Raw genomic sequence first — 22,644 nt, 5'->3', positions numbered from 1 at the left:
GAGTCTCCCCCGATTGCCGGGCGTCAGCATCCGTTCGAGACCGGGCTCGTCTGGAGCACTTGCCCGAGGGCTGGACCCTGACCGACTGCAGCCGCAACGGCACGTTCGTCGATCGGCTGGGATTCGTTATGCCCGCCGGGCCTGTAACGGCGAGCAAGCCCGAGCCGAGACACCCCGCTTAAGAGCCCCGGCGATTGCCCAGGAGCCGGCGCTCTGCGTTGTGCGGAACGGGAGACGGCCCGTGCCTGAGGAGATGTTCGGCCAGTACCGGCTCGAACGGCTGCTCGGGCGTGGCGGCATGGGCGAGGTCTACCAGGCCTTCGATACGGTCCGCCACCGGGCCGTCGCGATCAAACGACTACCCCCGATACTGGCCGCCGACCCGGGGTTCGAGGCCCGGTTCCGCGTCGAGTCGGCGCTGGTGGCCCGCCTACGCGAGCCGCACATCATCCCGATCCACGACTTCGGGGAGATCGACGGCTGGCTCTTCATCGACATGCGGCTGGTCGAAGGCCCGGACCTGGCGCGGCTGCTCAACGAGACCGGCCCGGTCGAGCCGGAGCGCGCCGTCCATCTCGTGGCGCAGATCGCGGCCGCGCTGGACGTCGCGCATGCCGAGGACCTGATGCACCGCGACATCAAGCCGGGCAACGTGCTCGTCACCCTGGGCGGGGACGGGGACGAGTTCGTCTACGTCGCCGACTTCGGGCTCGCAAGGGCGATCAGCGCCACCTCGACCTCGCTGACGGCGACTGGCTCGATGGTCGGCTCGATGGAGTACATGGCCCCGGAGCGGTTCACCGACGGCAACGGCGACCACCGGGTCGATGTCTACTCCCTCGGCTGCCTGCTCTACGAGGCGTTGACCGGCCAGAAGCCGTTCCCGGTCGAGGGGCTGCCGGCCGTGGTGTACGCCCATCTCCACACGCCCCCGCCCCGACCGTCGGACCTCGTTCCAGGCCTGCCGCTGGGTCTGGACGATGTCGTCGCCCATGCGATGGCGAAGAACCCGAAGGACCGGTACCCGACCGCCGGCGCGCTGGCGTCCGCGGCACGTGCGGCGCTCGACGGGGCCCGCGAGACGATCACGGTGCCGGTGCATGCGGCGGCTTCGACGGTGGTTCCCGGGGCGGTCACCGACCCCGTTCGCCCGCCGGCGGCACGGGGCAGGCGTCGGTGGCGGGGCCTGCTCGTGGCTGTTGTCCTCCTCGCGGTCGTCGCCACGCTGGTCAGTGTGGGCTTCCTCCAGGGCAACGAGGAGGCGGCCGGTGGAGATGTCGTCGCCGAGCCGGGCGGCCGTCTCGGCCGCAACCCGTTCATGCCCCCGGTCGGCGTGGACAAGCCGGCTGTCGCGGCACCACCGAGATCCGGCGGAACCCTCGTCGGAGACACGCCAGGGCTGTACGGCGGCACACGCAACATCGCGAGTTGCGACGCCGGCGCGATGGCAACCTTCCTGAACCAGCATCCGGACCGGAAGGTCGCGTGGGCCGGCGTCCAGGGCATCACCATGGAGCAGGTGCCCAGCTACGTCGAGGGCCTCACGCCGGCGTTGCTGCGGTCGGACACCTCCGTCACCAACCACGGCTTCGTGGACGGGCGCGCCACCGTCGTGCCCACGGTGCTGCAGACCGGCACCGCGGTGCTCGTGGACGACCATGGCGTGCCGAGAGTGCGCTGCAGCTGCGGCAACCCGCTGACCTCGCCCGCGCGGATCGAGCAGCCGCGGTACGTCGGCTCGACCTGGCCCGGCCTCTCCCCCGCGACCACGATGACGATCGCGCCGGGCGTGACGCCGATCCGCGAGTTCACGCTGGTCGACCCGGTCTCCCGGGAGGTGTTCATCCGGCCTGTAGGAACCGACGGGGATCTGGACCGACCGGCGAATTCGCCGCCCCCACCGCCGCCACCGTCCGCGACGCCGCCCGCTCCACCGTCAACGGTCGCGTCGACGCCTCGGCAACGGTCCTCTCCGCGACCCCAACCCCAACCGCAAGCACAACCCCAACCGCAACGTCAGCCCTCGGCCGCACCCTCGCCCAGCGTTGCGCCGCCGCCCGACCCCACGACGGAGACCGTCAAACCGTCGCCGCCCGAGCCGCGCGTGATCGAGCCACTCGCCGATCTGATCCCGACCTCGATCAGGTACGACGAGTCGCAACTGGTCCGCGGCTCGCCAGTGATCTTCGACTCGGGAATCAGGAACACCGGCGATGCCGGGACGGACGCGTTCACCATCAAGTGGTTCGTCAACGGACAGGAGGTGGGCGCCAACGGAAGCCACAGCGGGATCCCCGCAGGCACCACCGTGGGAGACGGAGACAGCCAGTTCAGGTGGACCTTCGACCCCGGCGCCTACCGCATCACGTTCGCAGTGGACACCGACGACGTCATCCATGAGTCGAATGAGGGCAACAACTCCACGAGCGTCGCCATCACGATCTCGTGACGCTCCCGTCAGCGCACAACCCAGACGCCACCGGAAGCGCCGTCGCACCTTCTACTCGTCGAGGAGCAGCGGATGGCGGCCGGGCAGCCATGTCCGCCCGTCGTGGAGTCCCGGGGTCGTCACGCCGGTGCAGTTCGGGAGCGGCGCGCCGCTAAGCAGCCCAGCTGCCGGGGTGATCAGCGCTACCACTGTCCTCGCTGGTGAGCATCAGGTACCGCCGCCGTTCTAGCAGCCGGTCAATGTCTTGCCGCGCAGCCGCTCTGCGCTTCGGCATCAGGTTCGAGCCAGGCCCGATGTACCCCCGCAGCTCAGCGAGGTGTAGATCCACACTGGCCACGTCGGGGCAATGGAAGTAGTAGCCGGGGAGCACGCTGCTGACCGCTTCGAGCGGGTCAGGAGCGACGGATTGATACCACATGACCTTGCCTCGTTGATGGGGAACGGACACAACCAGGGACTTCACCGTTGAAACCACAGCCGCGGCTGGGAAAGTCCGGAGGAACGATCGGTTGGAGACCGAGATCGCGTCGGCACCGATGCCGATGGCGCGGCACGCAGCCAGGCGACGTCCGACCAGCTCGGCAGCGGCGACTGCATCCATCCGCCGTAGGCGCCGAAGAACGTCGGCGCCGGTTCGCCGGGCACGGCGAGATTGGGCGTCGTGGGGTCGGGCAGCGTGCGATGGCGAAGATAGTTCAACAGCCAGCGCTGAGGCTCGGAGACCCCTCATTTGTGCTCGCCGCGGTCTATGTCGTCGGCCGCCGCGGCGTAGCAGCGGGCGACCGATTGGAAGGCCTCCTTGGGCTCCCACCGGGTGGGGTCCTGCGGATCGGTCTTGACCAGCCCGAAGCCGGCCATGTCGAGGTCGTACCGGGGATCGGCGTGGTGAGGGAAGCCGGGCGAGGCGAAGGTATAGACGAAGCAGCCGTGGACGCCATGTCGGGTGTAGAGGTCGATGAGTTCGGTCAGGTAGTCAGCCTGGGTGCGCTCGTCGCGGGTGTGGCCGTCCCTGACTCGGGGCGGATCGGCGAACCAGTTGACGATCCGGAACGAGCCGGGCCCGCGGCGGTCGGCGCCGGTGAACGCGCCGCAGCCGAACTCGGTGACAACCACGGGCTTGTCGGCCCGCTGGACGAGGTTGCGCAGCCGCCGTTCGTAGCGGGCGGGGTCGTTGCCGTAGCGGTAGAGGTTGACGCCGACGACGTCGAAGCCGGACCAGTCGACGTGCTCCCAGTAGCCGGACGCGTAGGTGATCGGGCCGTGGAAATGCTCGCGCGCGGTGGCCAAGGCGCTGGCCAGCAGTCGCTGTAGCTTCCTGGTGATCCTGCGGTCGAACAGCCGCCGCCAGTGCGGTCGCACCAGTACCTCGACCCGGACGAAGACCCGCGGGCCGGGCAGCATGCCGGGGCTGGTGAGGGAGAATTCGCTGCCGAGCAGCAACGTGACCCGTCCCGGGTACATGGTCCGCAGCCGCTCGGCGGAGGTGGCGGTCGCCTCGAGATGGGACAGCAGCACGGCACGGGGCTGGTCGGCCAGGTACGGCCGGACGTACACGTCGAGACCGACGTCCAAGGCTTGTTCGGCCGCCTCGAGCTGGCGATCCGTGTCGGTCCCGATCACCATCACCGTCGTGCAGTGCAGATCGTTGCGGATGGCCTGGAGGTCACGGCGTACAGCCTCGATCGGCTTGTCCCCCACGACGTAGGAAACGCCTCTGACCTCCACGATCGAAGATCGTAGGCGCTGACGCCGCGCAGGACGACAAGGCCATCTTCGTCGGGCAGGCGTGATCGGCCACCGCCACCGCTCACCACAGCAGCGAACGCCGCCCCACGCTTAAGGCGCCAGCCCGACGTGCAGGATGACTTGGCCGGTCATTGCAGCCACGGGGCTCAGGCTGTGGCCGGACTGGGTTCCGCGGCCCGGCGGGCGGGCTGGAACAGCTCGATCAGGTTGCCGTCCGGGTCGGCGAGCAGGATCTGCGCCCCGCCCGGGCCGGTGACCAGATCGCTGCGGAAGGGCAGGCTCGCGTCGCGGAGCCGGGCGATCTCGGCGTCCAGGTCGTCGACGACGAGGTGGATGCGGTTGCGTCCCGGGCCGGCCGTATCGGCGGGAGTGGCGCGGGCGCCGGAGCTGGCGGGTCCGGACAACAGCAGCCGCAGCGGGCCACGGACCACGTCGGCGAAGGCGGGTGCGGCGCTCATGTTCAGAGTGAAGCCGAGGTGGGTGGTGTAGAAGTCGATAGCGGCCTGCACGTCGTCGACGAGGTAGCGGACGCTGGCGTACTGCTCATGTGCGGTCACGGCTGATCCTTCTCTTGATCGGTGGCGGTGAGGACGGGCAGCAGGTGCCTGATGCGGGTATCGATGTCGGCTGCGGTGCGCTGAAAGGCCAGGTAGTCGGCTTGGTCGCCGTCCTCGGCCGCGGTTGGGTCGGGGATGCTCCAGTGGGCCCGCCGCGTGCGGTGGGGAAACTCCGGGCAGGCCTCGCGAGCCCTGTCGCACAGGGTGATCACGTGGTCGAAGGTGGCGCCGGCAAGGGTGTCCAGGTGCTGGGGGCGCTGGCTGGGAATGTCGATGCCGATCTCGCGCAGCACTCGGATGGCGTTGGGGTGCAGGCGGCTCTTGGGTCGGCTACCGGCGCTCGATACGGCCACGTGGCCCGCGGTGTGGTGGCGCAGCAGTGCTTCGGCGATCGGTGAGCGGGCACTGTTGCCCGTGCACACGAACAGCACGGCGATGCGCCGGGACCACTGCTGTTCGGCCGGAGGGATCGGTGTCTCTGCGACCCGTCGCAGTGCCGGGTGCAGCGCTGCGCCGCTGTCGGTGAGCGCATGCGCGCAGCGGTCCAGGTCCAGGTGGTAGTAGCTGTCGCGGCCGTCGAAGCTGCTGCGAGTGGCCGTGACCAGCCCGCCGCCGCGGAGCAGGCGCAGGTGGTAGGAGACCAGGTTCTGTGGCTGGTCGACCCGCGCGACCAGCTCGCGGACCCGGTAATCGCTGTGGGCCAGTTCGGTCAGCAACCGCCACCGCAGCGGGTGGGCGGCCAGCCGGACGAACGCCGGTGGGGCGGCGACTTGTCCCCGGGACAACATGGGCAAAGAGTAAATCAAACGCGCTTGATGTATCAAGGTATTTTGATGCACTGCCTGGTGAGGGAGGACGGCGGCAACCTCCAGCGGCTGACACTGACCTGGCGCCATGGCCGGGTCTGCCGATCAGCCGATGCGGCGGGAGCGGGCCAGCGCCAGCCCACCGAGGACCATGCCGATCAGCCCCACCACCAGGGCCACGATGGCCCCGAGTAGCCCGTTGCCAGTGCCGATACCACCGGTAGAGGTGGCCAGATGCAGCCCACCGACGACCACGCCGATGAGTCCTGCCACCCCGGCCGCGATGGCCCCGCGTCGCCCGTTGCCGGTGCCGATACGACCGGCGGAGCGGGCCAGAGCCAGCCCACCGATGACCACGCCGAGCAGCCCCACCGCCGCGGCAACGGTGGGCACGAGTCGCCCTGAGCCGATGCCGAGGTAACCGGCGGCGACGGAGACGTGCGCGGCCGCCGGTGCGGCAAGCCCGACCCCCCCGAGCATGGCGGCATCTGCGGCGGCAATCAGGTGATGGACGGACATCGAGGATCCCTTCGCTTGTGTCGTGGCGTCATCGGGTAGCGGGTTGGAACAGTTCGACGACGTTGCCTGCGGGGTCTTGCAGCAGGGAGGCCGGCCACCAGATCCGGCACCTCTGATCAGCTCCCCTCCTGGCGACGGCTTTGTGGGAGCGATCGTTGTTGCCGGGTGGTGCCCGCGCGTCGGGTGACGGTGGTGTTTCCCTGCTGACGCCCGCGCCGTACGGTCAGCCGCCGGTGGTAGACGACCTCAACCAGTTCGGTAGTACCGAGACACCACACCGGGTGGATGCCCAGACCCCGGCGGCACACGCAACATAGGACCGGGCTGCGTGTGCCGATCGAGCCCGGATCGAGGGCGGGAGAATGGTCAGTGGTCCGCAACCTGCGTGAGACGGCGGGCGCGCCGGCTGTGGCCGACGCGATTCTCGGCGCCTGCGTGGCGGTCGGGCTCCTCGCCGCCACGTTCGCCGGGGTCGGCCCGGTAGTGGCGAACGCCCGCCCGCTGGACGCCGGAGCGGTCGCGCTGGCCGCGACGGTCGCTGCCGCGATCGCGGTGCGCCGCCGCTACCCGATCGCGGCGCTGGTCGTGCTCAACGCAGTCCCCCTCGTCTGGTTCCTCGCCCGCTATCCCGGGCAGCTGATCACGCTGGCCCCGCTGATCGGCTGTTACACCCTCGCGGCCGACCGGGGCTGGCGGTGGGGTCTCGCGGGCGCCGTACCCACCGCGCTGATCGAGATCATCGCGATCCGGGTGGTGCTCGGCGACGCCGAGACCGCCGGTGTGGTCCCCATCGCGGTGCTGTTGGCGGCCACCGCGGGCAGCGCCGGCGCGGCCGTGGGTTACTACCGGGCGGTGCTCGCGGCCACCCGCGCCCAGCTTGCTCGCGAAACGCAGACCCACGAGGAGCGGGCGCGCCGGATCGCGGTCGAGGAACGGCTGCGCATCGCACGCGAGCTGCACGACGTCTTCGGGCACGCCATGGCCACCATCAGCGTGCAGGCCGGGGTAGGTCTGCACGTCATCGAACAACGACCCGGGCATGCCCGCGAGGCACTCGCCGCGATCAAGAAGATCAGCGACGACGGCCTCACCGACGTCAAGACCATCCTCGGCATCCTGCGCGCGGACACCTCGACGACGGAGGGGCCCGAGCAACCGCGTGCGCCTCGCGGCGGGCTCGACCGGCTCACCGAGCTGATCGACACGGCCCAGGCCGCGGGCCTACGGGTCGAGCTGAACCTGGACGGCGACCTGCGGCCACTGCCGGCCCCGGTCGATCTGGCTGCCTATCGGATCATCCAGGAAGCGCTGACCAACGTGCTACGCCACGCCGAGGCTCGTACCGTGCGGCTCGCGCTGAAGCACGAACCGTCGCGGCTGCTCATCCAGATCCGCGACGACGGGACCACCACCAGCGCAGACACCAACCACACAGCGTCGGGGCGGTGCGGGCACGGCATCGACGGGATGCGCGAGCGTGCCCGGGCGCTGTCCGGCCAGCTCACCGCCGCCCCACGCCCCGAGGGCGGCTTCGAGGTTTACGCCGAGCTGCCCATCCCGAACCCGCAATGATGTCCACGTGAGCCCACCCGACCCGGTGACCGAGCCCATCCGCGTGCTCATCGCCGACGACGAAGCCCTCGTCCGGGGCGGCTTCCGAGTACTCATCGAGACCGAGCCCGGCATGATCGTGGTCGGCGAAGCCGGCGACGGCGCGACCGCGGTGGACCTGGCCCGGCAAACCCACCCCGACGTCGTGCTCATGGACATCAGAATGCCCGGCGTCGACGGGCTGCGCGCCACCCACCAGATTGCCGCCGACCCCGACCTCACTGACGTCCACGTGCTCATCCTCACCACCTTCGACCACGACGAGTACGTCATCGAAGCACTCGGTGCCGGCGCCGCCGGCTTCCTGATCAAAAACACCGAACCCCGCCAACTCCTGCACGGCATCCGCGTCGTCGCCGGCGGCGAAGCCCTCCTGTCGCCAGGGCTGACCCGCAGGCTGATCGCCCAACTCACCAGCCGAGCCACAACCCCACGACTCAATAACAACGCCTTCGCCCAGCTCACCACCCGCGAACGGCAGATCGTCGGACTCGTCGCACGCGGCCTGAGCAACAACGAGATCGCCACCGACCTCACCATCAGCCACGCCACCGCCAAAACCCACGTCAGCCGCGCCATGACCAAACTCGGCGCCCGCGACCGCGCACAGCTGGTCGCCCTGGCCTACCAACACCGCCTCGTCGAACCACCCGACCCCACGCCATAACCACTCCGCAACGGGAAGAAGGAGCTATGACGCGTCCAGAACGGGTGCTCGTCACTGGTGGTAGCGGCGTGCTCGGGCGCGATCTGGTACGTCGGCTACAGGATCGGGCCGAGGTGCGGGTGTTGAGCCGTCGTCCACCACAGGGGCCCGGCTTCGTCCAGGGCGATCTTGAAACGGGCGAGGGCCTGGCCGCAGCGGTGGACGGTGTGGACGTGATCGCCCACTGTGCGAGCGCAGCCGACTACCGGCGGCCGCAGCGTGACGTGACGCAGACCCGGCAGCTGCTCGCCGCGGTACGCGGTGCGCGGCCGCACTTGGTGTACGTCTCGATCGTCGGGGTGGATCAGATACCGTTCGGGTTCTTCCAGGCCAAACTGGACTCCGAGCGACTGGTCGAAGAATCCGGGCTGCCGTGGACGATTCTGCGGGCCACCGAGTTCCATGATCTGATGCTGATGTTCTTGATGCGGCTCTGCATGGGCCCGGTCGCCGTGGTCCCGCGGAACGCGCTGTTCCAACCCGTCGCCCCGGGCGACGTCGCCGAACGGATGGCGGAGCTCGTCACAGGGCCTGCGGCCGGCCGTGTTCCCGAACTCGGTGGTCCGAAGGTCGAGTCCATGGCGGATCTGATGCGCTCCTATCTCGATACTGTTCAGCGCCGCCGGTCAATCATCGAGGTTCCGCTATGGGGCAGGCTAGGCACCTGGTTCGGCGTTGGTGGCCAGCTGATCACCGATGGTGACCGCGGCACGGTCCCGTTCGCCGACTACCTTCACGCGCGTATCACCTCTGACGGCGTTCTCCGCCATCCCTACCGCTAGCTCACCTGCGTGAGACGCACTCCAGCGGTGTTGGCTAGACCAACACTCCGTAGTAGTGTTGGACTCAGGCGAACCACCCCACCGGACAAGCGGCCTGCGATCGGCCGGCACCGCCGTGCGGACCGCCGCGGGCTGGCGATTCAGCGAAATACACATCACGCTCGCCTGGATGCACGAGACGTGACGCGGTCAGTCAGGCCCAGACCTCAGCCCCGAGCGCACTCCTGCCGCAGCGAGGAGGACCGGATGATCTGGGCATTGCTGGCGGCGTAGTCGTCGCGACATCGGGCGACGTCCGTTTTGTACCGCCAGCCACGCGAGGGGCCCCACCGCGTGGACGGGGCCTCCGGGGCGCGAGCCCTGTCCGTAATCGTGTGATGCATGGCCGCCCACGCGGGGCCTGACGCCCGCGACGCGCGCAGGCTCGACGTAGAGCGAAGCCCTACGTGAAAGGTGCAGCACATGACCGAGACGATCGCCGGGATCAACATTCCCGACACCGAGCTGGCCCGCGAGGCCACCGAGCTCGTCCGCAAGGCCACCAGCCCGCTGTTGTTCAACCACTCCCGCCGCGTGTTCCTGTTCGCGAGCCTGAAGGGCCGCTACCGCAAGATCGAGGCCGACCCCGAACTGCTCTACGTCGGCGCGATGTTCCACGACCTCGGCCTGACCGAGGCCTACCGGCGCACCGACCAACGCTTCGAAGTCGACGGCGCCGACCTGGCCCGGGACTTCCTCCTCGACCACGGCCGCAGCGCCACCGAGGCCCGCGCCGTCTGGCTGGGCATCGCCCTGCACACCACCCCGGGCGTCCCCAACCACCTCGAACCCGAAACAGCCCTGGTCAGCCTCGGCGTCGAGACCGACGTACTGGGGATGGACCTCGACCAGGTCACCGCCAAAGAGGTCGCCGCCGTCGTGGCCGCACACCCACGACCGGACTTCAAGAACAACATCCTGCAGGCCTTCTACGAGGGAATGAAGGACCGCCCCGACACCACCTTCGGAACCATGAACGACGACGTGCTCGCCCACTTCGCGCCCGACTTCACCCGCGCGGACTTCGTGGACATCATCACCGGCTCGGCATGGCCCGAGTGACCTCTCAGCCAGTTCCCACCCCAACACGTTCAGGAGGACGCAATGAACTGCCTGGAATGCGCGATAGCCGCTGACCCGCTCGAGCGCCCGGCAATCGGACTCTGCAGACTCTGCGGTGCGAGCATCTGCCTCGAGCACGCAGCCATCACCCCGATCCGGCCACAGCCCGTCGGAGTGGTTCTGGGGCCGAGGAGGGGTCGCCGAGAAGTCACCTGTGTCGTCTGTACTCCGCGCGGTCGCGGCGCGGAATCACGTCGTCAGCGGCCTGCCCGAGCCGACGGCACCGTCGATGCGCCTGCAGGACTGCGAATCTTGGCCGCCTGAGGGGGCAGACCAAGTACGGGAGAAACGGGCGCTGGGGCGCCGAGCCGCAGAGGGCGTCCCCGTCCCGTTGCCCCACGGTCGGTTCGCCTCGCGATCGGCGAGCCCGCCCCACAGGTTGGCGACGGGGCGGCCGCCCACATAGACGCTGCACGCCGCGCCGACCTCGCCGGGGGCCTCGAAGTTCGCGCGGAACGCGTCAGCGAGCTTTCCCCAGCCTTCCTCTACACCGTGCTCGAGGTCGTCACCACCACCGCTCACGGAGGCGTTGTCGCGGCCCTGATTAGCCGTCATTCGGATATCCATTCTCGTTACGATTTGTCGCCCGGGTGCCGCCATCGATGGCGTGGTCAGCCGTTCCCGCTCGGGCTGATCGTTACTTCTCGGCCGTTCCGGGTTTCCCGCTGATGGACTCCTGATAGATGTCCGCGTAGGTGCGCGAGTCCTTGATCAGGTCGTCGCAGAAGGCAGCGACATCGTTGCCGATGAGTTCCAGGACTCCCTGTTGGCCGCGACGCCCTCCTCGAAGAAATCGAGGATCCCGGAGAGCAGGGCCCGTCAAGCAAGTCGATCGGTCCAACCTTGAACAGGTACCTCTGAATCTCCTTGTAGACGATCTGATAGTCCGGCGGGAGCGCCTTGACCCGCGCCATGTGCGCCCGCCACTGCTTCTTGCCCTCGATGATGTCTTGGATGCCCACGTCAGCCCCCTAGCCGGCCCAATTTCCTTGCGACGTTCCTGTTCAACTGCTCGCGCCACCGGTCGCGATAGCTCCGAGCCCCTTCTCCGCCGGCCAGCGCCGCGCAGAAGCCCCCGATGTCGGCACCCAGCACCTCGTGAATGCTCTGCCCATCGGCCGCTGTCTCTTCGAGCAGCCCCAGAGCACCGTCGAGAATCGGCGTCAGGTTTCGACCTGTGAAGTCCGAGTAGGCAGAAAGATGACCCTGATCTCTTCCCACGCCGCCCGGTAGTCGGCCGGCAATGCCTCGGCCCGAGCCCCTTGCCCTGTGCGCTGTCCGCCCGCGCAGGGCACCGGCATGTCCGGCGCCGTCCATTTCGAGCCAGCGTCAATTTCCAGCTAGCAGCCAGCGGAGATTACCCGCAGGCATTGACGACACGAGGCCCATGGGCCCGCACGATTGTGGCCATGAACACCGCGGTGCACCGCATCGGCATCGTGGTCTTCGACGGCGTGAAGCTGCTCGACGTCGCTGGGCCGAGCGAGGTGTTCAGCGAGGCGAACCGGATGGGCGCCCACTACGAGCTGACGCTGTGCGCGGTCGGCGGCGGCGCGGTGTCGTCCTCCACCGGCATGACGATCCCGGTCGACGCCGACGCCACCGACCCACGGTTGCGGTTCGACACGCTCCTGGTCATGGGCGGTGACGTGTTCCCGGCCCGCCCTGTGGACCCCGAGCTGCGCGAGGCCGTCGCCAGCGTTGCGCAACGCTCGGGCCGGGTCTGTTCGATCTGCACCGGGGCCTTCATCCTCGCCGCGGCCGGGCTGCTCGACGGCCGCCGCGCCACCACGCACTGGCGCCACACCGGCGTGCTGAGCAGGGGTTATCCAGACATCATCGTGGAGCCCGACGCAATCTTCGTCCGCGACGGCACGACGTTCACCTCAGCGGGCGTGACGGCGGGAATCGACGTCGCACTCGCCTTGGTCGAGGACGACCACGGCGAGCAGCTGGCGCGGCAGGTCGCACAGTCGCTGGTGGTGTTCCTGCAACGCCCCGGCGGACAGTCGCAGTTCTCCCCCACCCTCACCGGCCCCCGCCCGCAAACCTCCGCGCTGCGCTCGGTGTTCGACGCCGTAGCCGCGGACCCCGCAGCCGACCACTCCACCCCCAAACTCGCCGCGCTCGCCGGGATGAGCCCGCGCCACCTCACCCGCCTGTTCCACGACGAGCTCGGCACGACCCCAGCCAAGTACGTCGAGTCGGTGCGCTTCGACGGCGCCAAAGCAGCCCTGGAATCCGGCTACACAATCGCCCAGGCCGCCGAGCGGGTTGGCTTCAGGAGCCCCGAGACGTTGCGCCGCGCCTTCGTGGCCCGACTCGGAGTGCCCCCGAGCGCCTACCAGCAACGATTCCGTTCCGCGCAGCGGCGCGACGCCACAGCGGGAGCGTCACGGACACGCTGAACCACCCGCCACCCCACGGCTGTCAGCGAGTGCCTGGCGACCGTGACCCCTGCCGTCGAAATGATCAACTACCCGGAAAGCTCACTACGCCGCGCCTCGCGCATGGTTTCGTCGGAACCGCGCTGGTGTCGAGTTCGTCGCCGTCCGGAAGGCTTTGACGAACGCCGACTCGGATCGGTAGCCGACCGAGGCCGCCACCATGCCGACGGATTCATCGGTGGTTCTCAGGAGCTCAGCCGCGGTGATCATGCGGATGCGGGTCAGGAAGTCCCCGGCGCTCATGCCGGTGGCGCGGGTGAACTGGCGGATGAACGTGGCGCGTGACATTGCAGCGAGCTCGGCGAGATCGGCGATGGTCCAGCCACGATCGGGCTGGTGGAGAACGGCCTCGACGACCTTCCGCAGGCTTGCGTTCTGCACCGCGGTCCACAGCACGTCGCCCTCGAGTCGGCGGTTCGGTGTCGAGCGCAGCACCATCGCCAGCAGCGCGTCGCACAACGCGGACACGATGGCGACGGTGCCGGGTCCGTCGTGCTGCGCTTCGCTTCGCATCAGGCTGCTCAGCATCCGTACCGATTCGCCGGGCTCGGCATCGAAGGAGACGTGCAGCACCTCGGGGAGGCTGGCGAACAGCACCTCGCCCGCACCCGGCCCGAGATCGTAGTGACCGCAGAAGAGATCGACCTCGGGATCATCACCGGCGCTTCGCGCGGTGATGAACGCGGCGCCCGATTGTTCCGTGAGCCGCCTGCGTCGCCCGGGGCCGTGGGTGCGGATCTGGTGTGCGCTACCGCGGGGCAGCAGGACCATGTCACCAGGGGCCATGTCGAGGCTGCGGCCGGCGAGTTCGATGGTGCAGGCACCCTCCAGCAGCAGGTGGAAGGGCACCTCGCGAGGCGTGCGCGTCGCGTGGTCCAGGAGGGCGGGCCCGGCCAGCAGGCACCGCTTGTCGACGGTGCCCCGCAGCCGGGCCATGCGGATCAAGTAGCTCACCGAGTCCACCGGACACCTCCAGCCAGGTGATACTTCTGCGACAAGAATCGAGATTTTCAGGTCTCCCCAGATCATATGCCGCGAGGCAGCATTGCTGCATGAGCACATCGACAGAGCCAGTTCACGCAGACGTCCTGGTCATCGGGTTCGGCAAGGGCGGCAAGACCCTCGCCGCGACGATGGGCCGCCAGGGCAAGCGGGTCGTCATGGTCGAGCAGTCTGCCCAGATGCACGGCGGGACCTGCATCAACATCGGCTGCGTCCCGACCAAGGCCCTCGTCCACCGCGCCAATAGCCGCCGCGACGCCGACGAACCTCAGGCGTGGCACCAGCAGGCCATCGGAGCCGTCGAGCAGCTGACCACGCTGCTACGGGGCAAGAACTTCCAGATGCTCGACACAATCGACACCGTCACCATGGTCACCGGGCGGGCACGGTTCCTCGATCCCACCACCGTCGAGGTGGCCGCCGGCTCCGACCGGCTCACGATCAGCGCCGAGACGATCATCATCAACACCGGTGCCGAACCCGTCATCCCCGACATCCCCGGCCTACGGGCCAGCGAGCACCTGGCCACCAGCACCGACCTGCTCCAGACGAGCACGCTGCCGAACCGGCTCGTGGTGCTCGGCGGGGGCTACCTCGGCGTCGAGTTCGCCGCGATGTACCGGCGGTACGGCTCCGAGGTCACCATCCTGGAGGCCGCACCGGCCCTCATGGCAGGCGAGGACGACGACATCGCCGCGGCCGCCACCGGCATCCTCGCCGACGACGGCATCACGATCGTCCCCGGCGCACGCTGCACCAACGTGCACGACAACAGCGACAACAGCGTGACGATCACCTACGAGCAGAACGGCGTCCGGCACACCCTGCAGGCCGACACCATCCTCGCCGCCGTCGGACGCACCCCTGTCACCCGAGGCCTGGGACTCGAGCCGGCCGGCGTACGGACCACCGATCGTGGCGCGATCGAGGTCGACGAGCGCCTGCGCACCAGCCAGCCGCACATCTACGCCCTCGGCGACGTCAACGGCGGGCCCCAGTTCACCTACATCTCCCTCGACGACAGCCGCATCGTCACCGACCAACTCATCGGGACAGGTACCCGGACCGTCAAGGATCGCGTCGCCGTCCCCCAGACGGTGTTCATCACCCCGCCGCTGTCCACCGTCGGACTCACCGAAAAGCAGGCCCGCGACCACGGCCACCGCGTCACGATCGCCAGCAAACCGATCGCGCAGATCGCCGCGATGCCCCGCGCCCGCATCGTCGGCGACACCCGCGGCCTCATGAAGTTCGTCATCGACGCCGACACCGACCAGATCCTCGGCGCAGCCCTCCTGTGCCTGGACTCCCAGGAACTCGTCAACACCGTCGCTCTCGCAATTCGGCACCAGGTGACCGCAAGCGAGCTCCGCGACGCCATCTACACCCACCCCAGCGCCACCGAGGGCTTCAACGAGGTCCTCGCCACCATCGTGCCCGCCTAATTCCGCGGAACCATGCGGATCCAGTCGAGAGGTAGTGACATGTCATACCCGATCGAGGTGCCCGCCCCGTCGCAGGAGCGCACCTCGCCGGCGGCTCTGCGGGCCGTGGCCGGCGTCGCCGCACCGATGTCGCCGCTGCGCATCCCGATGAACACGTTCGGGATCGCTTTCGGGCTCGCGGGTCTGGCGGACACATGGTCGCTGGCGACCGGCACGCTCGGCGCACCCGCGACCGTCGCGGTCACCCTGTGGGTGCTCACGACGGTCGCGTGGGTCTGGCTGGTCGTGGCTCACACGGTTCGCGGGCGGCGCTCGGCCGAACGTCTCGTCGACCAGCTGCGGAATTCCGCGCAGGGACCGATCGCCGCTCTTGTGCCGATCGTGGGAATGCTCATCGGGGCGGAGGTGTACGAGTTCCTCCCCGCGCTCGGGGTCGGGCTCATGGTCGCGTTCATCGTGGTCGCTGCGCTGTTCGCCGGGTGGCTGCTCGCGCAGTGGTCACGTGGGCTGCTGCACATCGAGGACGTCCACGGCGGGTACTTCCTCCCGACGGTCGCCGGCGGGTTCATCGCCGCAACCTCGGCCGGGACGATCGGGCTGCACGGCCTCGGGCTCGGCGCGTTCGCGGTCGGCGTCTTCTTCTGGGTGGTCGTCGGGGCGCTCATCCTCACTCGCATCACCCTGAAAGGGCAGCTTCCAGCCCCGCTGTTGCCGACACTCGCGATCTACATCGCGCCGCCCGCAGTGGGCGGGACCGCGTGGTTCAGCCTCAACGGCGGCCACGCCGACCCGGTGGCGTACTCGCTCGTCGGTCTCACCGTGGTGCTCGCGCTGATGCAGATCGGGCTCATCCCGGCCTACCGCCGGCTGACGTTCTCGACGGGGTTCTGGTCGTTCACCTTCCCCTTCGCCGCCGTTGCCAGGCAGGCCATCGACTGGCTCGACATCGAGCGGCCGTCGCTGTGGCAGCTGTGGGCATGGTTGGTCGTCGCCGCCATCACGGTCTTCGTCGCCGCGATCGGCATCCGGTGGCTGTTCTCAACCCGCCCCGCGTCGGCGGGGCCGACCGGGACCAACACGACTCATGACACAGAGGGACGACGACCATGAGTGATCTGCTCGACATTCCGGGACAGTCAGTACCCCTCCGGTCTGCGACGTTCTCTGATGCGGCACTTAGGAGCGCCCTGAACAACTCGGCCCTACTGCGCGACGCCCAGGCGGGCACCTCGCGGCGTTGGACCATCGGGCCGATACAACAGCGGTATCGGCCCGATCGCCCGCCTTGCGATGCACCCACCTGGACGCCGCTCGCTACGGGCGGAGTTGTTCAGGACCCTCCTAACCAGCCGTAACACGGGGCGCCTGGAAGCGTTCTGCGTGCTCGGCCGCCCACTGGGCGAACGTGCGCGCCGGACGGCCGGTCACCTGCTCGACGGTGTCGACGACGGTCGTGGAGGCATCGTCGGGAGCGGCGTACCAGCCGACGACATATTCGGCGTCCGCCCGGGACACCCCGGTGGCCATCAGCCTGCCGACGGCCTGTTCGTGCGTGATCGGGGCGAATACGATGTCGCGGCGGATTGCCCGAGACAGGATTGCGATCCGTTCGCGTGGGGTCAGCGATTCGGGCCCGGTGAGGTTGTAGACACGCCCTGCATGGCCATCGTCGAGCAGCGCGACTGCCGCCACTGCCGCGATGTCGGCCTCGTGGACCAGCGCGCTGGGAAAGTCGTACGGCTCGCGCACGACACCCTCGGCCCGAACCGATTCGATCCAAGTCAACGTGTTGGACATGAACTCCTGCGGTTCCAGGCGTGTCCACTCCACACCCGAGTCCGCCACAGCCTCCTCCACCGGCCCCACGCCACCACCCCATACCACGGTGATGCGCCGCACACCCGCACCAACCGCCCGCCGCACCAACTCGGGCCCGACCTCGGCGAGCCCCGTCGTCACCGTTATATGCAACCGGCTGACGCCGTCGAGGGCGGCGTCCAACTTCTCCGGTGTCGTGTGCGTGCCGGCCACCAACTCCACCTCGGCCGGAAACCTCCCCGCTGCCGCAGCCGGATTCCGCGTCAATGCCCGAACGCGCTCTCCTCGGCGGACCAGCTCTGCCACAACGTGCCGGCCGGTGTTCCCTGTGGCGCCCGTAACAAGTGTTGTCACAGTTGAACCCCTTTCCTCGCCGACGACGCTAGAAGCTCAACTGCACTCGAGGTCAAGGTCGGAGTCGCGACGTTCGTCCAGGGCGAAACAGGGAAGAATGCGGGGCACTGCGGCAATCAGCGCGCGCGGTCGTAGATCAGGGCGATCTCGCCGAGCTCGCCGATCTCCTGGTGCGTGAGCGTCCACTTCGAACTTGGCAGGCCGTCGTCGAACAGCCGCTGCCCGCCCCCGGCGATCTCGGGGCAGACCATGAGATACAGCCGGTCGAGCAGGTCCGCCGCGAGGAGCGCTTTGATGACGCTGGCGCTGTTGTTGACGAGGATGTCGCCCTTGCCGGTTGCCTTGAGCTCGGCGACGACGGCCGCGGCCGGGGCGTTCACCACGCGGGTGCGTTCCCACGGCGCCTCGGTCAAGGTGGTCGAGAGGACCACCTTCTCCGCGTCCACGAGCCACTTCGCGTAGCCGCGATCACGTGGATCGGCGTTCTCATCGTCGGCGACCGACGGCCAGAACCCCAGGAACCCCTCGGCATTGAGACGGCCGAGCAGCGCCGTCGACGCGGTCTCCCAGATACGGGTGAGGTGGTCTCGCGCGACCTCGGTGGTCGCGTACGGGACGATCGCACCCATATCACCGGGACCGCCGGGACCGCTGTAACGCCCGTCGAGGGTGAGGCAGATGTTCGCGGTCACCCTGGGGATGGTCGGGTTGGTCATGAACTTACGTCCTTTCCGTTGGGCTCGGTGGCGCGCTGGGCTACACAGACGGCCTCGGTGAGGTTGTCGAGCACCTGTCCCCAGCCGGTTTCGATCCCGGCGATGTAGGGCACGGCCTCGACGGTCGTTTCGGTGATGCGCAGGCCGAGCCGGAGCCGGGTGCCGTCCTCGACCTCAGTGAGGGTCAGGTCGTAGTGGCCGGTGAACGAGATCGCCCCGGCCGCGTCCAGTACCGAGATGTCGAACTCGAGGTGCTCGGGTTCCTTCGCGGTGTGGACCCGTCCCTCGGAGCGGTACCGCCCCTCCGCATCGCGGTATTCGAGAACGGCGCGGCCACCCGGCTTTGGCTCGAGGACGCAGTCGGTGACCGTCATCGACGGCGGAGCCCACCAGGACGCGAGCAGGTCCGCGTCGACCCACTGGCGCCAGACGACGGCACGGGGCGCGGCCAGCACGCGCTCGAAGGAGAAGGTGCGCCCGTCCGCCCACCGTTCCCGGTCCGCGATCGCGGATTCCGCTTCGATGGCAGCGCGGTACCGCGCGATGACGTCTCGCTCGTCTGCGTGCGCCTCGATGGTCTCGACCAGTTCTCGCAGCCGACGCTCGAGAGCTGCCAGGGGAGCCGTCTCGACCGCATAGACGCGACGTTGCCCGAGCGGGGAGACGGTGACGAGGCCGGCGCGGGAGAGGGTCTGGAGGTGCTTGGTGGTCTGCGGCTGACGTAACCCGGTCAGCTCAGCCAGCTCACCGACAGACCGGGGCCGCTCGGCGAGGAGTTCCACGATGCGCCACCGCGCGCCGTCTCCAAGTGCTGAGGCGATCCAGTTCATGGACCGAAGTATTCATCCATACGAATATTCGTGTCAAGGAATATCTCGGATCGAGCTCGGACCCGCTGCAGCACGAGCAGCGGCGCGGTGCGCGCCCGCCGCGGTCAAGCTCAGAACGTCGCAGAACCAGCCCAGCCCCGTGCCCGGATGCAATCCGCGAGAGATCAAGAACTTCTCCAGCTCGGCGAGCGCAGGTGCGCGGCTGGGCGAACGTCGTCGCCATCCAGGTCGAGTACTCCCTGCTACAGCGCACCGTGGAGGGCGAGCTGTTCGGCGTCGCACGGGAACTCGGCCTCGGCGTCACCCCGTAGGCCCCGCTAGCCAGCGGCGTGCTGACCGGCAAGTACACCCGCGAGAACACCTCGCCCGAAGGCTCGGGACTGGGTTGGCACGCCACTGTGGATACCGGCTGGCGCGGTCGGAGCGCAGTCACCCGACGCCTGAACGAGGACACCTTCGTCCTCCTGGACGTGTTGCGGCGGGTTAGCGATGAGATGGGGGCATCCATGGCCGCAATCAACGGAGTCGAATCCCCTGAATTCCGCCGCTGACACCGACGCTCTACCCGACAGCGGGTCCTTCTCGCTCTTTAGTAGTCGGGTCGCCCGGGGGAATCTCACCCCCGGGCTCCGGCGTGGGCCCAGTCCAGCACCGCGACGCCGAGATCGACCGCAGCCAGCCGGCCTCGGGGAGATCCTCGGCGCGACTCTCACAGCATGCCCTGACCCCGGGCAACGCGATCCGTCACGACACGGCGTGGCCCTTTCGGGTGGTCGCCCGGGGGAGCGCCATCGCGGCCATGAGGCCGATGAGTCCGAGTGCCGCCAGCACGATCATCGCGAGGACGTATCCCTGATACGGGTTGTGGAGGCCGACGACGAGGATCGTGCCTGCGATCGCCGTGCCGAGCGACGAGCCTAGGTTCGATACGCAGCGCGACAGCCCGGAGATTTCGCCCTGCTGGTCCTCGGGAAAGGCGGACTGCACGACGTTGACCGACGGTGTCAGCATCGTTCCGAGCCCCAGCCCGATGAGCAGGAGTCCGGGGGCGAAGGCCCAGGCGCTCCGCGAGGTGTTCAACAGGGCGATCAATACCCCGATCCCGGCGATCATGATAAGGAACCCAGCCAGGATCAGCGTCCGCTGTGCGCGCTTTCTGGCCAGCCGTTCGGCAGCCAGCGACGAGACGAGGATGCCGGCCGTCGCGGACGTGAAGATCACGCCCGTCTGGATCGCGTTGTAGCCGCGGACGACCTGGAGGAAGGCCGAAACGACGAACGCGATGCCCATGAGCAGCAGCCATTGGACGTTCTGCGTGACGAGCGCGAGGTTCGACGTGCGGTTACGGAAGAGGCTGATGGACAGCAATGGCTCCTTCCCGGCTCGCTCCCGGGCCCGGACGTGGAGGACGAACCAGACGAGGAAGAGCGCGCCGATCGCGAGCAGGCCCGCCATCAGCACGGTGTTGCTCCCCGCCTGCAGGATCCCCATCACGAGGCACACCAGGCCGGCAGCCGAGAGGACCGCACCGAGGGTGTCGAAGGGCCTGGTCGGGTCCGGCTCCACCGGATCGACGATTCGGCGGCCGAGGGCGACGACGATCGCGACGATCAGGGCCTGGAAGACGAACGCGGCCCGCCAGCTGATCCCGGTGGTGATGAGACCTCCGATCAGCGGCCCTGCCGCGCCGCCGATGCCGGCCATCCCCGTGATCACGCCGAATGCCCGTGCCCGCGACGGCAGGTCGGTGAACAGCATCGTCGTGAGGATGTAGACGGGCGGGATCAGCAAGGCCGTCCCGACGCCTTCAAGGATCGAATAGCCCAGGATGAGGATGCCGAGGCCGGGCGCGACCGCGCTCATCAGGGCGCCGAGCCCGTAGATGGTGAGGCCGAGCACGAAGCAACGCTTGCGGCCCCAACGGTCCGTCAGCTTGCCGCCGGGAATCATGAGTGCGGCCATGACCAGCAAGAACGCCGTGATCGCGAGCTGTACGCCCTGAACCGTGGTGTTCAGATCGACGCTGAGGTCGTTGATCATCACGTTCATGTTCGAGCCCGCGAAGCTGCAGATGAACTGAGCGAGGGCGAGCGGGACAAGCATCCTCCGCAGGGACGCGGACGGCCGTGGGGGGCTGGTGCTCTCCGCCATGTCGCGCCCCGCCCGCCTAATCGCCGGCGCCCGGACGGGCGAGGTCGTGGAACAGCGGTCGAGCACGTAGGCAGATCCGCCGGCCCGGCCGCGTCCCGTTCATCGCTCCATCCTCCTCCGGTGCGGGGTCGCGCGTCCTGCCCGCATCGAGTCAGCTTGCAACGCGACCGGCTGCGGGCGCCTCGCCTACGTCGGGTGAACGGCCGAATGGGTCTTACGGGCGGGCGTTGCGGACCTCGTTCGTCCGATCCGGGTGGGGCCGTGGACGCAGGGACGGGGAACGTGCGTCTTGGGCTGACCGCCGCGCAGCTCGTCGTCTGCGACCCGAGCGTCGTCCGGACGACCACCTGAGCCGGGAGGTCCGCCACCTACGACCGGCCGAGCCGGAACCGCGAACGGCGGGACCATGATCGTTCGTGACGTTGCGCTCACCCTTTCCGGACGAGGCCGGTACCGCGTCTGGCGGAGCACGCTCTCGGTCGTCGTATCAGGGACGAGGACCGGTGGCTTGGGGGCGTCCGATCGGGGAGGGCCGGCTGACGATGACCGACAAGCGAGCCAAGCGAATTGCGAGGCTCATCGATCCGTTGCGCGTGGACCCGGGCGCGAAGGTGGACCTGGCGAACGACTTCGACCCCGGTTACCGATCCGACTTCCTCCGGAAGAAGGACGGCGTCGAGCTGCTCGACACGGGTATCGCGCTGTTGGCGGACTATCAAGCGCGCCTTGCCGCTGAGGGCACCCACGGCGTGCTCATGTGCCTGCAGGCCCTGGATGCGGGAGGCAAGGACGGGACGATTCGTCACGTCATGAGCGGGGTGAACCCGCAGGGCGTGCATGTCAGCGGCTTCAAGGTCCCGTCGGCGGAGGAGCTCGATCACGACTATCTGTGGCGTTACGCTTGCCGCTTGCCGGCCCGGGGGGAGATCGGGATATTCAACCGATCACATTACGAGGAGGTCCTCGTGGTGCGGGTTCACCCTGAGAATCTTGATCGCCAGAAGCTGCCGAAGGCGTCCAAGGGCAAGAACGTGTGGGACCGGCGATACGGGGAGATCAACGACTGGGAGCGCTACCTGTCGCACAACGGATTCAAGGTGGTGAAGATCTTCCTGAACCTGTCCAAGGAGGAGCAGCGGACCCGCTTCCTCAGGCGGATCGACGTTCCGGAGCGCAACTGGAAGTTCTCCGCGGCCGACGTCCGGGAGCGTCGGCGGTGGGGCGACTACCAGAAGGCGTTCTCGGAGATGCTGTCCGCGACCAGCACGAAGTGGGCGCCTTGGTACGTCGTCCCGGCCGACCGCAAGTGGTTTGCGCGCATCTGCGTTGGGGCGGTCCTAGCGCACACGCTGATCGAGATAGACCCCCGGTACCCGACGGTGAGTGACGAGGCCCGGCACAACCTGGGCGTGGTCAAGCGCGAGCTCGAGGCCGAGGCGCCCGAAGGGGCCGCCCCCGACCCGTACATCGCGGGCCGCAACGGGCACCAGCGACGGGGTTCGGGAAAGAAGGCGAAGAAGGCGCGGGTATAGCCGGGTCGGTTC

22 protein-coding genes are annotated in these 22,644 nt (G+C 68.6%); 10 read left to right on the top strand and 12 right to left on the bottom strand.

Annotated features, from left to right (window positions below):
- Positions 1-241: 241 nt before the first annotated feature.
- The gene (locus ABD143_RS08905; protein ID WP_343974072.1) at positions 242-2,449 is read left to right on the top strand and encodes a DUF6777 domain-containing protein; all 2,208 of its coding nucleotides are present in this window, start codon (positions 242-244) and stop codon (positions 2,447-2,449) included.
- Between the two features lie 151 nt (positions 2,450-2,600).
- On the opposite strand, the gene ABD143_RS08900 is transcribed toward ABD143_RS08905, so the two are convergent.
- The 5 genes from ABD143_RS08900 to ABD143_RS08880 all read right to left on the bottom strand — a co-directional run bounded on the left by ABD143_RS08900 (position 2,601) and on the right by ABD143_RS08880 (position 6,077).
- Positions 2,601-3,050, bottom strand: a complete 450-nt coding sequence (locus ABD143_RS08900) for a hypothetical protein (RefSeq protein ID WP_343974070.1) — start codon at positions 3,048-3,050, stop codon at positions 2,601-2,603.
- Between the two features lie 125 nt (positions 3,051-3,175).
- Entirely contained in the window at positions 3,176-4,174 is a 999-nt protein-coding gene (locus ABD143_RS08895) for a glycoside hydrolase family 113 protein (RefSeq protein ID WP_343974067.1), read from the bottom strand.
- A 167-nt stretch (positions 4,175-4,341) separates the two neighbouring features.
- The gene (locus ABD143_RS08890; RefSeq protein ID WP_343974064.1) at positions 4,342-4,752 is read right to left on the bottom strand and encodes a VOC family protein; all 411 of its coding nucleotides are present in this window, start codon (positions 4,750-4,752) and stop codon (positions 4,342-4,344) included.
- A complete protein-coding gene (locus ABD143_RS08885) occupies positions 4,749-5,540 on the bottom strand; it encodes an arsenate reductase/protein-tyrosine-phosphatase family protein (RefSeq protein ID WP_343974061.1) in 792 nt (263 codons plus the stop codon). The genes ABD143_RS08890 and ABD143_RS08885 overlap by 4 nt, the downstream gene beginning before the upstream one ends.
- Before the next feature lie 123 nt (positions 5,541-5,663).
- Positions 5,664-6,077 carry a DUF6223 family protein gene (locus ABD143_RS08880; RefSeq protein ID WP_343974058.1) on the bottom strand — a complete coding sequence of 138 codons (414 nt, stop codon included), beginning with the start codon at positions 6,075-6,077 and terminating at the stop codon, positions 5,664-5,666.
- A gap of 285 nt (positions 6,078-6,362) precedes the next feature.
- On the opposite strand from ABD143_RS08880, the gene ABD143_RS08875 reads away from it, so the two are divergent.
- The 4 genes from ABD143_RS08875 (at position 6,363) to ABD143_RS08860 (ending at position 10,277) form a co-directional block, all read left to right on the top strand.
- Positions 6,363-7,649: a sensor histidine kinase gene (locus tag ABD143_RS08875; RefSeq protein ID WP_343974055.1), complete on the top strand. Its 1,287-nt coding sequence runs from the start codon at positions 6,363-6,365 to the stop codon at positions 7,647-7,649.
- A gap of 7 nt (positions 7,650-7,656) precedes the next feature.
- Entirely contained in the window at positions 7,657-8,355 is a 699-nt protein-coding gene (locus tag ABD143_RS08870; RefSeq protein ID WP_343974052.1) for a response regulator, read from the top strand.
- 26 nt (positions 8,356-8,381) lie between these two features.
- A complete protein-coding gene (locus tag ABD143_RS08865) occupies positions 8,382-9,176 on the top strand; it encodes an SDR family oxidoreductase (protein WP_343974049.1) in 795 nt (264 codons plus the stop codon).
- Positions 9,177-9,638: 462 nt separating this feature from the next.
- Complete coding sequence (locus tag ABD143_RS08860; protein ID WP_343974046.1) at positions 9,639-10,277, top strand: HD domain-containing protein; 639 nt, start codon at positions 9,639-9,641, stop codon at positions 10,275-10,277.
- Between the two features lie 697 nt (positions 10,278-10,974).
- Here ABD143_RS08860 and ABD143_RS08855 read toward each other — a convergent pair.
- Together ABD143_RS08855 and ABD143_RS08850 are read right to left on the bottom strand one after the other, a co-directional pair.
- Positions 10,975-11,160 carry a DUF1048 domain-containing protein gene (locus ABD143_RS08855; RefSeq protein WP_343974043.1) on the bottom strand — a complete coding sequence of 62 codons (186 nt, stop codon included), beginning with the start codon at positions 11,158-11,160 and terminating at the stop codon, positions 10,975-10,977.
- Positions 11,161-11,300: 140 nt separating this feature from the next.
- On the bottom strand, positions 11,301-11,654 hold the full coding sequence (locus tag ABD143_RS08850) for a DUF1048 domain-containing protein (RefSeq protein WP_343974041.1): 354 nt from the start codon (positions 11,652-11,654) through the stop codon (positions 11,301-11,303).
- A 92-nt stretch (positions 11,655-11,746) separates the two neighbouring features.
- Between ABD143_RS08850 and ABD143_RS08845 the strand changes: the two genes are divergently transcribed.
- A complete protein-coding gene (locus ABD143_RS08845) occupies positions 11,747-12,745 on the top strand; it encodes a GlxA family transcriptional regulator (RefSeq protein ID WP_343974039.1) in 999 nt (332 codons plus the stop codon).
- An 84-nt stretch (positions 12,746-12,829) separates the two neighbouring features.
- On the opposite strand, the gene ABD143_RS08840 is transcribed toward ABD143_RS08845, so the two are convergent.
- The gene (locus ABD143_RS08840; protein ID WP_343974036.1) at positions 12,830-13,846 is read right to left on the bottom strand and encodes an AraC family transcriptional regulator; all 1,017 of its coding nucleotides are present in this window, start codon (positions 13,844-13,846) and stop codon (positions 12,830-12,832) included.
- Between ABD143_RS08840 and ABD143_RS08835 the strand changes: the two genes are divergently transcribed.
- Positions 13,837-15,231, top strand: a complete 1,395-nt coding sequence (locus tag ABD143_RS08835) for an FAD-dependent oxidoreductase (protein WP_343974033.1) — start codon at positions 13,837-13,839, stop codon at positions 15,229-15,231. The genes ABD143_RS08840 and ABD143_RS08835 overlap by 10 nt on opposite strands.
- Before the next feature lie 39 nt (positions 15,232-15,270).
- Entirely contained in the window at positions 15,271-16,341 is a 1,071-nt protein-coding gene (locus ABD143_RS08830; RefSeq protein WP_343974030.1) for an SLAC1 family transporter, read from the top strand.
- Between the two features lie 231 nt (positions 16,342-16,572).
- On the opposite strand, the gene ABD143_RS08825 is transcribed toward ABD143_RS08830, so the two are convergent.
- From ABD143_RS08825 to ABD143_RS08815, 3 genes are all read right to left on the bottom strand, one after another.
- A complete protein-coding gene (locus tag ABD143_RS08825; protein WP_343974026.1) occupies positions 16,573-17,403 on the bottom strand; it encodes an NmrA family NAD(P)-binding protein in 831 nt (276 codons plus the stop codon).
- A gap of 116 nt (positions 17,404-17,519) precedes the next feature.
- A complete protein-coding gene (locus tag ABD143_RS08820; RefSeq protein ID WP_343974023.1) occupies positions 17,520-18,119 on the bottom strand; it encodes a dihydrofolate reductase family protein in 600 nt (199 codons plus the stop codon).
- A complete protein-coding gene (locus ABD143_RS08815; RefSeq protein ID WP_343974020.1) occupies positions 18,116-18,949 on the bottom strand; it encodes a metalloregulator ArsR/SmtB family transcription factor in 834 nt (277 codons plus the stop codon). Before ABD143_RS08815 ends, ABD143_RS08820 begins: the two co-directional genes overlap by 4 nt.
- A 329-nt stretch (positions 18,950-19,278) precedes the next feature.
- Here ABD143_RS08815 and ABD143_RS08810 point away from each other — a divergent pair, with 329 nt between their 5' ends.
- Positions 19,279-19,500 carry a hypothetical protein gene (locus ABD143_RS08810; protein WP_343974017.1) on the top strand — a complete coding sequence of 74 codons (222 nt, stop codon included), beginning with the start codon at positions 19,279-19,281 and terminating at the stop codon, positions 19,498-19,500.
- Positions 19,501-19,693: 193 nt separating this feature from the next.
- On the opposite strand, the gene ABD143_RS08805 is transcribed toward ABD143_RS08810, so the two are convergent.
- Positions 19,694-21,052 carry an MFS transporter gene (locus tag ABD143_RS08805; RefSeq protein WP_343974014.1) on the bottom strand — a complete coding sequence of 453 codons (1,359 nt, stop codon included), beginning with the start codon at positions 21,050-21,052 and terminating at the stop codon, positions 19,694-19,696.
- A 590-nt stretch (positions 21,053-21,642) separates the two neighbouring features.
- Between ABD143_RS08805 and ABD143_RS08800 the strand changes: the two genes are divergently transcribed.
- Positions 21,643-22,632, top strand: coding sequence for a polyphosphate kinase 2 family protein (locus tag ABD143_RS08800; RefSeq protein WP_343974011.1), 990 nt, complete (start codon positions 21,643-21,645; stop codon positions 22,630-22,632).
- Positions 22,633-22,644 lie beyond the last annotated feature (12 nt).

Source organism: Pseudonocardia aurantiaca, assembly GCF_039526725.1.
Lineage (GTDB): Bacteria > Actinomycetota > Actinomycetes > Mycobacteriales > Pseudonocardiaceae > Pseudonocardia > Pseudonocardia aurantiaca.
This window is presented reverse-complemented; position numbering and strand designations above follow the sequence as displayed.